This is a genomic window from Sphingobium sp. LF-16, from assembly GCF_003711185.1.
Classification (GTDB): Bacteria; Pseudomonadota; Alphaproteobacteria; order Sphingomonadales; family Sphingomonadaceae; genus Sphingobium; species Sphingobium yanoikuyae_A.
This window is the reverse complement of record NZ_CP029335.1, coordinates 3,773,387-3,786,436: the sequence shown is the minus strand read 5'-3', so window position 1 is coordinate 3,786,436 and position 13,050 is coordinate 3,773,387. Positions and strand designations below refer to the sequence as shown.

The window sequence follows — 13,050 nt, the reverse complement described above, 5'->3', positions numbered from 1 at the left end:
CAACATTACATCGCCAGCAATGCCTTGAAGGGGATGCTAATGAACCTCGAAAAATTCACCGACCGCGCCAAGGGTTTCCTCCAGTCGGCGCAGACCGTTGCGATCCGCATGAACCATCAGCGGATCAGCCCCGAACATCTGTTGAAGGCGCTGCTGGAAGATGAGCAGGGCATGGCGTCCGGCCTGATCAGGGCGGCGGGCGGCGATGCCGCGACCGCGCTACGCGAGACCGATGCCGCGCTGGCCAGGGTGCCGGCCGTATCGGGCAGCGGCGCGCAGCAGACACCGGGCCTCGACAATGATGCCGTGCGCGTGCTCGATTCCGCCGAGCAGGTGGCGCAGAAGGCAGGCGACAGCTTCGTCACCGTCGAACGGCTGCTGCTGGCGCTGACGCTGGCGACGACCACGACGGCCGGCAAGGCGCTGGCGACCGCCGGCGTACGCGCCGAGGCGCTGAACGGCGCGATCAACCAGCTGCGCGGCGGCCGCACCGCCGATACGGCGGGCGCGGAAGACCGCTATGATGCGCTGAAGAAATTCGCGCGCGACCTGACCGAGGCGGCTAAGGCCGGCAAGCTCGATCCGGTGATCGGCCGCGACGAGGAAATTCGCCGCACCATCCAGATCCTGGCGCGCCGCACCAAGAACAACCCGGTGCTGATCGGCGAGCCGGGCGTCGGCAAGACCGCGATTGCCGAAGGGCTGGCGCTACGCATCGCCCATGGCGACGTGCCCGATACGCTGAAGGACCGCACGCTGATGGCGCTCGACATGGGCAGCCTGATCGCCGGCGCCAAATATCGTGGCGAGTTCGAGGAGCGGCTCAAGGGCGTGCTCGACGAGGTGAAGGGCGCGGACGGGCAGATCATCCTGTTCATCGACGAGATGCATACGCTGATCGGCGCGGGCAAATCCGAAGGCGCGATGGATGCCGGCAACCTGCTGAAGCCGGCGCTGGCACGGGGCGAGCTGCACTGCATCGGCGCGACCACGCTCGACGAATATCGCAAATATGTCGAGAAGGACCCGGCGCTCCAGCGGCGGTTCCAGCCGGTGTTCGTCGGCGAGCCGACGGTCGAGGACACGATTTCGATCCTGCGCGGCATCAAGGACAAATATGAGGCGCATCATGGCGTGCGCATCGCCGACGGCGCGATCGTGGCGGCGGCGACCCTGTCCAACCGCTATATCACCGACCGTTTCCTGCCCGACAAGGCGATCGACCTGATGGACGAGGCCGCGAGCCGCATCCGCATGGAGGTGGAGAGCAAGCCCGAGGAGATCGAAAATCTCGACCGGCGGATCATGCAGCTGCAGATCGAGCGCGAGGCGCTGAAGAAGGAAAGCGACCAGGCGTCGAAGGACCGGCTGGCCAATCTGGAAACCGACCTCGCCAATCTGGAGCAGCAGTCAGCCGAGCTGACGACGCGCTGGCAGGCGGAGAAGGACAAGATCGCGAGCGAAGCCAAGCTGAAGGAACAGCTCGACGCGGCGCGCCTGCAGCTGGAGCAGGCGCAGCGCGGTGGCGACTATGGCAAGGCCGGCGAGCTGCAATATGGCACCATTCCGCAGCTGGAAAAGCAGCTGGCCGAAGCCCAGGGCGCGTCCAAGGGCGCGATGCTGCGCGAGGAAGTGACGGCCGAGGATATTGCCAGCGTCGTGTCGCGCTGGACCGGCATTCCGGTCGACCGGATGATGGAAGGCGAGCGCGAGAAGCTGCTGGCGATGGAAGCCGAACTGGGCAAGCGGGTGATCGGCCAGGCCGATGCCGTGCGCGCGGTGGCGACCGCCGTGCGCCGCAGCCGGGCGGGTTTGCAGGATCCGAACCGGCCGCTGGGCAGCTTCCTGTTCCTGGGCCCCACGGGCGTCGGCAAGACCGAGCTGACCAAGGCGCTGGCCGGATTCCTGTTCGACGACGAAAGCGCGATGGTGCGCATCGACATGAGCGAGTTCATGGAGAAGCACTCGGTCGCCCGGCTGATCGGCGCGCCTCCGGGCTATGTCGGTTATGAGGAAGGCGGTGTGCTGACCGAAGCGGTGCGGCGCCGGCCCTATCAGGTCGTGCTGTTCGACGAGGTCGAGAAGGCGCATGGCGACGTGTTCAACATACTGCTGCAGGTGCTGGACGATGGCCGCCTGACCGATGGCCAGGGCCGCACGGTCGACTTCACCAACACGATCATCGTGCTGACGTCGAACCTGGGCAGCCAATATATCGCCGCCCAGCCCGACGACGAGCCGGTCGAGAAGGTCGAGGACCAGGTGATGGAAATGGTGCGCAGCCATTTCCGCCCCGAATTCCTCAACCGCCTGGACGAGATCATCCTGTTCCACCGTTTGGGGGCGGGCCATATGGCGCCGATCGTCGATATCCAGGTGGCGCGGGTGCAGAAGCTGCTGAAGGACCGCAAGGTGGTGCTGAACCTGACCGACGGCGCGCGCGCCTGGCTGGGCCGGGTCGGCTATGATCCGGTCTATGGCGCGCGACCATTGAAGCGGGCGGTACAGCGCTATCTGCAGGATCCGCTGGCCGACCTGATCCTGCGCGGCGAGGTGCCTGACGGATCGACCGTGACGGTGGAAGATGGCGACGGCGCGCTGAAGCTCAGCGTCGCATGACGACAATGGTTGCGGATTTCCGGTTGGCCGATGGCATCGACATCGACCAGCTGCGATCCGACTATCAGCGCGACGGGCATGTCCGCATCGGTCCCTTCCTGACCGATGCGGCGGCCCGCGCGCTGGCCGCGCATCTGGACACGCGCGAGGATTGGCGGATCGTCCTCAATTCGGACGAGAAATTGTTCGAGATCGATCGCCCGACGGCGCAATCCATGACGCCGCAGCAATGGGGCGCCCTGAACCAGGCGGTGCATGAGGCGGCACGCCATGGCTTCCAGTTTCGCTATGCTAGTATTCGCGTGCCCGACGAGGAGCAGGCGCGCCGGCAGTCGCCGCATCTGCTCGACGCCTTCGTCCGCTTCATGGCGGGGCCGGAGGTGCTGGCGCTGGTCCGGGCGATCACCGGCAGCGAAGCGATCGGGTTCGCCGACGGGCAGGCGACCCGCTATGTCAGCGGCGATTTCCTGACCGGCCATGATGATGGGGTCGCGGGGAAGAATCGGCATGCCGCCTATGTCTTTGGCCTGACCAAGGGATGGCGGACCGAATGGGGCGGCTTGCTGATGTTCCATGGTGCCGATGGCGGCTTTTCCGGCCGGGTTCCGGCCTTCAACAGGCTCGACCTATTCCGCGTGCCACAATTGCACAGCGTCAGCTATGTCGCGCCTTCCGCTGGCGCAGCCCGGACGTCGGTGACCGGCTGGTTCCGGTCGGCGATGGGGTGAAGACGGCGACGGCGCACGGAGACCCAGTGTCGGCTAAGTCGGGCGCGCCGCGCGCCAGTTGGTCCTGAAAGGAGGGCGGCCCCGCAAGGGAGGGCCGCCCTTTTATATTATATCGTCAGAAGCTGGCCTTCGCGCCGATGCGGAAGGAGCGGCCCAGGATCGCAGACTCTCCAACCACCGGGTTGTAGAGATAGGCGCCATAGGTGGTCGCATCGATCGGCGGCTTGTTGTTGAAGACGTTCATGACGTTGGCATAAAGCTCGAACTGGTCATTGACCTTGATCGTGCCCGTCATGTCGACGCTGATGAACGACTTCACGCGGCAGCCCTGATAGGCTTCACCATCATAGTTGGTCGGCACCAGGCTGCAGTCGCCGGCAACGCCGCCCTGATCCTCGGCCGAATAATTATAGCCATCGGTGTAATAGGCGGTCGCGCTGAGCGAAGCCTTACCGAAGTCCAGCGTATTCTGCCAGCTGCCACGCCACTGCTGCGTGCCCGAACCGGCCGTCAGGTTGAAGTTACCGAGCGTGTCGACATAATGTTCAACCGTCCCGTCGGGATATTCGGTGTTCAGCTTGATGACATAGGTCGCATCGATCGAGGTCGAGAAGGTGATGTTGTCGCTCAGGCGGAACTTGCCCATCGCGTTGAAATCGATACCCGACGTCTTGATCGTGTTGGCGTTGATGAAGCTGCCTTGCACGAAGGCGATGCGACGCTGCGAACCGGTATGTTCCTGATCGACTTCGTCCGGAATCACCGTCACGCCATCATAGGAGGTTTCCCCGGTGGCATAATAGTTGGCGATCGCGTTCGAGAAGTTCACCGAGGTGATCGCGCCGGTCTTCTTGATGTTATAGTAGTCGACGCTGAACGACACATTGTTGAGCGGCTGGAAGGTCGCGCCGAGCGTGATGTTGCGCGACTTTTCCGCCTTCAGGTTCGGGTTGCCCACCGTCGTCTGACCGATCGAATAGTTGGTCAGATAGGTGTTGGGACCGGTGCCAGCCGAGTTCAGATGCTGGTCGATGAATTCCTGCGGCATCGAACCGATCGACTGGGTGACATAGCCGGTGGTCGGCAGAGCGCCCATTTCCGCAAAGCTGGGGATGCGGAAGCCCTTCGAGAAGGTGCCCCGGAACATCAGTTCGCGGATCGGCTTGAACTTCGCACCGAACTTGGGCGAGAAATTGTCCTGGCCGGTCGAATAATGGTCGTAGCGACCCGCCGCCGTCAGTTCGAGCTGCTCGACGATCGGTGCGCTCAGTTCGAAATAGGCGGATTCGACGTCGCGATGGCCCTTGGCGCCGAAGGCGTTCAGGCGGAAATAGCGCTCCGTCTGACCATCATAGTCGGGGTTGCCGCTGGGATTGTTGAGCGATTCATAGCGGGCGGCGACACCGACCGCGACCTGCAGCGGGCCACCCGGCAGGTCGAACACTTCCTTCGAAATGCTGGCCTGGCCCTGATAGAGCTGGGTCTTGCTGTGGTTGATCTGGGTCGGGGTCAGATAGTCGAGCGTCTCCTGCGAGGTCGCCGACGGGTTCATGAAATTATACGAACCGTCCGCGATCACATCGAGCAGATGCTGGATATAGACATAGCCCTTGGCCGTGGTCTTCAGCTTCGAGACCATGGCAGTGCCATCGACCTGATAATGCCAGTCGTTGCCGAAATCGCCCTTGATACCGGCGGCAGCGCGGAAGACCTGGCTGACCGATTCATTATATTCGGTGCTGGTCGGCAGGCGGCCGATGATGGCGGCTTCCTGGCCCTGAGCGGCATAGGGGTTGTTCGGGTTCAGCGTGCCGTTGCTGGCGTCGCAGGTGGCGGTGCCACGGGCGCAGACATAGACGGGCAGACGCAGCAGGCCCGCACCCGTCGAGGTCGAGTAAGCCGAATAGTCGATGCCGGCCGGCGCATTGGCGCGGATGATCGAGGCAAGGCCGGTATAGGAGGACTTGCTGTTCTCATAGTTCAGTTCGAGATAGGCTTCACCGCTGTCGCCGACGATCTTGGTGAAGCGGCCCGAAATGCCCCAGCGCTGCTGTTCCGGCAGAACCTGGCTGTAATCGTGCGTGATGTCCTGCTGGCAGACGGTACGCGGCGCCGTTGCATTGGCCGCATATTCGTCGTCGGTCAGCGTATAGGGATTGAGGCTGCCGCAGCCGGCAGCGGCATTCAGCAGCGCGTAACGGCCAGTGCCGGCGCCGGTGGCCGCATCATAGGGGCGCGCCATGAAGACATTGGTCGCGGTCGACAGGCCGGTGAAGCCGATGCTGGGATCGACGCCATTAGCCATGTTGTTGGGGCCGCAGACGCCGTCATGGCAGATGCCCGACAGGTCGTCGCTGTTGTAGGGATAGCCCAGATCCTTGTTATAGACCGCAGCGCTCTTGAGATAATGGGCGCTGACATAAGCGTTGAAGCCCTGTTCGGCGAGGTCGCCATAGCCATAGGTGGCCGACAGGCGCTGGTTGGCGCCATAGCCCTTTTCAGCGACGCCGGCTTCGGCCTGAAGGTGCAGCCCCTTCACTTCGCGCTTGGTGATGATGTTGACCACGCCGGCAACCGCGTCGGCGCCATAGGTGGCCGACGCGCCGTCCTTCACCACTTCGACCCGATCGACGATGGCGTCGGGGATGGTGTTGAGATCGACGAAGTTGCGCGTGCCGTCATCGGCCAGCGGATAATAAGCAGCACGCAGGCCGTCGAACAGCACCAGCGTCGAAGAGGTCGACAGGCCGCGCAGCGAGACCGCCGACGCACCACCGGCAAAGGCGCCATTGGCCGAGAAGCCGTTGGTCAGTGCCGGGCCGTTATTGGCCGACAGATTCTGGATGCCCTGCTGCACCGTGGTGATGCCGCGGATCGCCAGATCTTCCGACGAAACGGTGGTGATCGGCGAAATGGTTTCCTTGTCGATGCGGCGCAGCAGCGAGCCGGTCACGACGATCGTGTCGTTGGCGCCGTCATCGGCCTGGGGGGCGGCATCCTGAGCATGGAGGGGCGCCTGGAACAGCGCGGTGGCGAGAATGACGGGCGCGACTCCGGCCCGCAAGAATGCGGCAATCGATGCGTTCTTCAAATTTCCAGTCCCTTATCTGGAGCGGCGGATTTTCCACCTGCTGTGACCAGTGCGACCCCGTGAGACCACAAGGCGGGGCATGGGTGCGCCCCATGGAACCGGCTGTAAACCCGGTTGCGTTACGAAACGTTACGATTTTTACAAATGTGCAACATTCTGGCAACACCATTACGGTTTTGAAACCAAATGAGATTCTTTTGACCCATCGGAGCGAACAGTCCGAAAACCCCGTAATTATAGGTATTTTTGTGCAACCCAACGCATCAGGAGGTCTTCCGTTTTCATCCTGACACGTAATTATGTTACAATGCCCGATTTGAAAAATATTGACGCATGGAACCGATCTCAGACGGGCAAATTAGCGGCCTGAGCAGATGGAATAGATGAGCTGTAGATATGAAAAGGGGAGCGCCTGCCCCTGGCAGCCGCTCCCGTCGATCAGCTAGACATTGTCCCTGCGCCCATGAGGGCGGCAGGCAGGGTTAGCCGTTCGGGTTCATGCCCGCCCGGCTGCGGGTGATCATGTCATCGGCATCGCGATTCTGCTGTTCGCTGATGGCGCGCCATTCCGCGTTGGTCTTGCAGACGCGCTCCTTCTTCACCAGCGATCCCGTGATCGGGAAACTCCGGCAGCGGGTCGCATTGGGATCATTCTTGTCGAGCTTGGGCTTGTCTTGAGCGAGGGCAGGATAAGCCATCACGAACAGGCCAGTCATGACCAAGGCTTTGACGATACGCATCTTCTATCTCCCAGATGACAAGGCAACCCGGCACAGTGGCCATCGCATCCCTTGTCTTAAACCCCGGCCCCCAGAGCATCCTGCGCCCTGCTGGCATCAGCTGTGGCATAGAATTGCTTCAAGAGCTGCTGCTCGGCAAGTGACAAATGCGGATTCCACATGTCGAAGATCAAGACGACACGAAGATGAGCGCTGTCATTCCAGGCTTCATGTTCGATCGTATCATCGAATGCGAAAGCCTGTCCTTCCTCCCAGGCGCGGGTTTCTCCGCCGACGCGGAAGTAACAGCCAGGTGGAACGATGAGCGGAAGGTGGATGATCGCCCGTGTATTGGTGACGCCGCTATGGGCCGGAATGCGGCTATGGGGCTTGAGCAGCGAGAAAAAGGCGGATGGTGCGCGGCCGGGAATATCCGCTCGCGGCAGCGCTTCGAGCGCAGCGACGGTCTGGGGACAGGCATTGCAGACGGCTTCGTTGCGCACGCCATATTCCCATAGAAACGCCGCGCCCCAATCGAGCGAGCCATCGAGCGCGGTCCATTTATTTTCGGGCGTGCCCGGATCCTGCCGAACATAGGGGCGCACATTGCCGCCCTGCTGTTCGATCAGGCCCAGAAATTCGGCCCGGATGGCGTCGGTCTTCGCCTCCAGTTCCGCCATCCAGGGGAAATGGTCGCGATCGAAATATTCATCGGCCGGCAGGAAGGGGTAATGGAGCCCGGAACATTGGTTCTGGTAGAGCGGACGCCGCCCGAATTCATGATCGAGACAGGCTTGAAAGCGGCGCTGACTCCGCAGGTCCGCGTCCGCCAGCAGCGGCGCGACACCGTCTTCCACGAAGCTTGCCAACCTCGCCTGATGATTGGTCACGAAGCCACGCGCTTCGGCCAACGTATCGACCAGTTGCGGCGGCAAATCGCCCATGCCGGACGACATCGCCAGCACCTTGCTCCAGCTATCGGCGGCAGCCTGGACTTCGCCCAGACGCTGCTGCAACTGGGCCAGACGCATCTGCGCCATGAAATTACGCTGATCGATATCGATCGCGCGTTGCAGAGCAGCGCGCTCGCCTTCTCCATCGCCCAACCCCCGCTGCGCGGCTGCCACATTCATCCACAGGGCAGGTTCGCCGGTGTCGCTCTGGGTCGCTCCCAGAAAATGCATGCGGGCAGCATGGAAATCGCCATTTTCCAGCGCCATCATGCCGAGCATGTTGAGCGCCTGAGGCTCGCCGGGCTGGAGCGCCAGAATATGCGTCAGCGCGGCCTGCGCCTCACCGTTGCGGCCAGTGCGGCGGGCTTCGGCCGCCTGTTGAAAAAATCGTCCGATCTGCTGGTTCATGCCATCCTGCTATCAGATGCGACGGCCCAAGCAAGACGGCTGCCTGCGGCCTTGCTCCCCGGCCCCATGCCGTGCGAAGGCTGGGTCGATGAGCGCTTCCTCGACCCAGCCCCTGACCATGTTAATGGCGGATGCCCGCTGGCTGGCCCACCGCTATGATCCGGGCCATGATGCCTTTCAGTTCCTGCAGGTTTCGCGCGCGCGTCACGCCGATGTGCCGTTCCTGACAGACGAATATATCGCGCAGGGCGTGGAACCCATCGTGGTACGGCGCGAAGATGCCGTGCGCGCAGCGCCGCCACCCGCGCCGGTGCATTTCATCTTCCATTCGGCCTATTGTTGTTCGACCTTGCTGGCCGCCGCCTTCGATCGGCCCGGCATCGCCATGGGCCTCAAGGAACCGGTACTGCTGAACGACATTGTCGGCTGGCGCCATCGCGGCGCGAAAGGGCCAGAAGCAGCCCGCGCGCTGGACCATGGTCTGCGGCTGTTGGCGCGGCCCTTTACGGCAGGCGAGGCGGTGGTGGTGAAGCCGTCCAATCTGATCAACCCTTTGATCCCCGGCATCATGGCGCTGCGCCCCACAGCCCGTGCGTTGCTACTCCATGCACCTCTGGATGCCTATCTGACGTCGATCGCGCGCAAGGGCATGTGGGGGCGCCTGTGGGTGCGCGACCTGTTCGGCAAGCTGCTGCGCGAAGGCATGGTCAATCTGGGCATCGCGCCGTCCGACTATCTGGGATTGACCGATATCCAGGTCGCGGCGCTGGGCTGGCTGGCGCAACAGGCCCAGTTTCAGGCGTTGGCCGGGCAGTTGGGCGAGCGCGTCCTGACCCTGAACAGCGAAACATTGATCGCGCATCCGGCCGAGAGTCTGACCGTCCTGGCCAGGCATTTCGATATCGCGCTGAGCGACGCGGACATTGCCGCCATCGTTGCTGGGCCGATATTCGGCCGGGATTCCAAGACCGGAGCCAATTTCGGCCAGGGCCAGCGCGAACGCGCCGCGCAGGATGGCAAGACGCTGCATGCCGAGGAGGTCGAGAAGGTTGGCGAATGGGCCGACCTGATCGCCCGCAACAATGGCATCGTCATGGACCTGCCCCGCCCGCTACTGGGCTGAGACGGCCATCCCGCCCGCAGGCGGAACAATAGCTAATCGACGGAAAGCCGACCGCTGCACGCAGCGGCGCGGCATCGCATGTTCGGCGCAGGCGCTGAGGACGGCATGAAAAAAGGGCCGGCTTTGCAGCCGGCCCTCCTTTTTCCTTCGGCGTTACGCTTCGATTAGAAGCGGAACTTGGCCGAAACAGCGTAGCGACGGCCCAGCGCGTCGTAGGTCGACGGATAGACGTTACCGCTGTTGTAGCTGGTCGAACCGATCGTGTTACCCACCACCTTCGGCTTGTTGTTCAGCAGGTTCTGAACGGTCAGCGTGAAGGTGATTTCGTCCGAAGCGTGGAAGCGGCCGGTCAGATCGAAATAATGTTCAGCCGGGATACGGTTGAAGTCGACCTGCTTGCCGTTGAGTTCACCAACGAAAGCATCGCCGAACTCATACTTCACACCGTCGATGTAGCGCCACAGCAGCGAGACATCGGCCATGCCGAACGACAGGGTGTTACGCACCGACCACTGGAACTCCGGCTGGATCGACGCACAGTTGGCCGAGTAGAGGCCGACGCAATCGCGGTTGATCGAGGTCGGGGTTGCCTGGAAGGTCGAGCTGTTGGTCCAGTTACCGTTGGCGTTCAGCGCCCACTTGGCGAAACCGATGTCCTTCGAATAGTTGATCGAGACATCGATACCGTCGGTCTTGAGCTTACCCAGGTTGGACAGCGGCTGGTACAGACCAGGAGCGTTCGCGGCCAGACCATAGAGGCCACCGGTCGACGGATCGCGACGGATGACCGTGCAAGCCTCGCTCGAAGCGCTGGCTGCCGTGACATTGCCGAAGCAAGCGTCGATAACATCGTCCGGGGTCGGCGTGGTGATCGCACCCGTGATCTTGATGTTATAATAGTCGACGGTGATCGCCAGACCGGGGACAGCCGACGGCTGCAGCACGACACCGAAGGTGTAGCTGTTCGACTTTTCCGGACCCAGGGCAAGGTTGCCACCGGTGGTGGTGTTCACCTGACCAGCCGGATCGTTGATGATCGAACCAATCTGCGCAAGCGTTGCGCCCTGCGCGACGCAGATCGCTGCCAGGTTGGCGTCCTGGGTCGGCGCGGCGCCGGCGCAGGGGTCCGAAGCCAGGTTGGTCAGAACGGTGTTCAGCGGCGAGAAGAGCTCCGAAATGTTCGGGGCGCGCACGGCATGCGAATAGTTGCCGCGCAGCTTCAGGCCGTTGACCGGGGTCCAGTTCAGACCGGCCTTCCAGGTGGTGGTGTTGTAGCCCGAACCACCCTGAACGCTGTAGTCCGAATAGCGGATACCCGCTTCGGCGGTCAGGTCTTCAAAGAAAGGCTTGTCCTGAACCAGCGGCAGAACGAGTTCGCCATAGGCTTCATAGACGTCATAGCCGCCGTTGATGTTGGGAGCCGCACCACCGGCGCCACCCAGATCACCCGACTGCGACAGCAGATCCGATTCCTGCGAGGCGGTGTACTTGCGATATTCGCCACCGACAGCGAAGGCGACGGCGTCCGAAGCGAACGGCACAGCCACGCCGAAGTCGCCGCTGATCACGCCCTTGACCTGAGCCAGCGAGGTCTTGGTGGTCACCTGGCTGTTGGCATTCAGGAAGCTGTTCATCGCATCGGTGATCGAACCGTCGGGACCGAACAGATTGAGCGGAACGCAGCCATTGGAATCATCGACGCACTCAGTGGTGCTGGTAGCAAGCAACGCCTGCTGCACGCGCGAGTTCAGCCAGTAGCCCTTCTGGGTCTGAATCTGCTCGCTTTCGCCATAGGCGCCCGACAGATCCCAGCTGATCGAATCCGTGATGCCGCCACGAGCGCCGATCTTGTAATCGAAGAAGGTGGTGGTGAAGTCCGAAATACGCGGCCCAAGCTCGGTGGCACGACGGTTCACGGTAACGGCGGGGTTCGAGTTGAAACCTTCGCCTTCCCCGATCACGCCATCGCCGTTCATGTCAGCCGCAACGAATTCGCTAGCCGAAGCAGAACCGACGGTACCGGTGCGGGCGTCGCATTCGGCCTGGGTAAAGCGGGGGCGATAGCCGGCGCGCGGATCAACGTCGAACGCACAGAAGGCATTGCGCTGTGCATCGGTCAGGAACGGATTGTCCAGACCGAAGGTCACCGGAATACCAAAAGCGCCCGAAGGAGCAATGATGGTGCTGACGGTGTTCTTCGAGAACACGCCACGCGAATAGACTTCCACCGCGTCGCTGAGTTCGTAGCGGCCAGCGCCGTACATGTTGAAGCGCTTAAACGGCGTCTGGAAGATGTTGAAAGGGTTGAAGTTGTAAGCATCGAAAGCCGAGGTCGGACGGAATGCACCGCCATCAGCAGTCAGCTGACGCGTACCCTGAACCGAAGTACAGGCCACCTGGCCAGTGCCACCGCAACCCGTGGTGATCGAATCCAGACCGCCAACGTTCACGCCACCGAAGCGCGACGGGGTCGAGGTGCCCGAACCACCGTTCGCACCGCTGAACGAGTCGATCGACGACTGCGAGAAGGAACGGTCGCCCTGATAGACGGGGTCAGCCTGCTGATAGCCGACCGAGAAGACCACATTGCCGCGGCCGTCGTCGAAGTTGGCGCCCAGGGTCACGTCGGCGCGGAAATAGTTGCCGTCGCCCTGTTCGGTCAGCTGGTTCGAAACATTGGCTTCGAGACCCGAGAAGTCCGACTTGGTGATGAAGTTCACCACGCCCGAGATGGCGTCGGCGCCGTAGGTGGTCGATGCACCACCGGTCAGCACTTCGACGCGCTCGACGAGAGCGAGCGGAATGTTGTTAAGGTCGAACTGGCCAGCGAGGCCCGAGGGAGCCAGACGCGAACCGTCGATCAGAACGATGTTACGGAACGAGCCGAGGCCGCGAAGGTCGACCAGCGATGCACCGCCGTTACCGTTGTTAACGGCCGAACCGATGCTGGGGACGACGCCCGGAATTTCGCGCAGAATTTCTTCGGCGGTGTTGTTCTGCTTCAGTTCGATCTGGTCCGACGTGGTCGCGGTGACCGGGGTCGAGCGTTCCAGATTCGGGTTCTTGATGAGCGAGCCGGTAACGACGATGGTGTCGGTGGCTTCGGCTTCGGCGCCCTGCGGCGCTTCCTGCGCGAATGCGGCAGTCGCGATCAGCGACGCACCGAGAATCGCCGGAGCGGCGCTGGCACGCAGCAGTGCCCTCTTCGAAAATGTCTTCACGTTTCCAGTCCCTTGCTCTGGAGTTGGGCAGTCACCTGCCTTCATGTGCACCTACAAGGGGATATGGTGCCCGACAGCGATCCCCCCGTATGGATTGCGGGAACCTGCGCGGTGGGAAAGCTGCTGTAAAGCGCGGGAAATCGCGCCTCGCCGCTTTTGAACAGCCCTGTATCAAAAATGCAACAAGG

At 62.4% G+C, this 13,050-nt stretch carries 7 protein-coding genes; 3 read left to right on the top strand and 4 right to left on the bottom strand.

Features of this window, described 5'->3' with window-relative positions:
• The first annotated feature begins 39 nt into the window (after positions 1 to 39).
• Positions 40 to 2,619, top strand: coding sequence for an ATP-dependent chaperone ClpB (gene clpB / locus DIZ22_RS17800; RefSeq protein ID WP_048936828.1), 2,580 nt, complete (start codon positions 40 to 42; stop codon positions 2,617 to 2,619).
• Entirely contained in the window at positions 2,616 to 3,347 is a 732-nt protein-coding gene (locus DIZ22_RS17795; protein ID WP_107917527.1) for a 2OG-Fe(II) oxygenase family protein, read from the top strand. The genes clpB and DIZ22_RS17795 overlap by 4 nt, the downstream gene beginning before the upstream one ends.
• Before the next feature lie 115 nt (positions 3,348 to 3,462).
• On the opposite strand, the gene DIZ22_RS17790 is transcribed toward DIZ22_RS17795, so the two are convergent.
• The 3 genes from DIZ22_RS17790 to DIZ22_RS17780 form a co-directional block, all read right to left on the bottom strand.
• Entirely contained in the window at positions 3,463 to 6,438 is a 2,976-nt protein-coding gene (locus DIZ22_RS17790) for a TonB-dependent receptor (RefSeq protein WP_037519341.1), read from the bottom strand.
• A 482-nt stretch (positions 6,439 to 6,920) separates the two neighbouring features.
• A complete protein-coding gene (locus DIZ22_RS17785; RefSeq protein WP_234415690.1) occupies positions 6,921 to 7,178 on the bottom strand; it encodes a hypothetical protein in 258 nt (85 codons plus the stop codon).
• 56 nt (positions 7,179 to 7,234) lie between these two features.
• Positions 7,235 to 8,518 carry an aspartyl/asparaginyl beta-hydroxylase domain-containing protein gene (locus tag DIZ22_RS17780; RefSeq protein WP_048936829.1) on the bottom strand — a complete coding sequence of 428 codons (1,284 nt, stop codon included), beginning with the start codon at positions 8,516 to 8,518 and terminating at the stop codon, positions 7,235 to 7,237.
• Positions 8,519 to 8,606: 88 nt separating this feature from the next.
• Between DIZ22_RS17780 and DIZ22_RS17775 the strand changes: the two genes are divergently transcribed.
• Positions 8,607 to 9,641 carry a hypothetical protein gene (locus DIZ22_RS17775; protein WP_048936830.1) on the top strand — a complete coding sequence of 345 codons (1,035 nt, stop codon included), beginning with the start codon at positions 8,607 to 8,609 and terminating at the stop codon, positions 9,639 to 9,641.
• A gap of 164 nt (positions 9,642 to 9,805) precedes the next feature.
• On the opposite strand, the gene DIZ22_RS17770 is transcribed toward DIZ22_RS17775, so the two are convergent.
• Entirely contained in the window at positions 9,806 to 12,862 is a 3,057-nt protein-coding gene (locus DIZ22_RS17770) for a TonB-dependent receptor (RefSeq protein WP_048936831.1), read from the bottom strand.
• Positions 12,863 to 13,050: the final 188 nt, after the last annotated feature.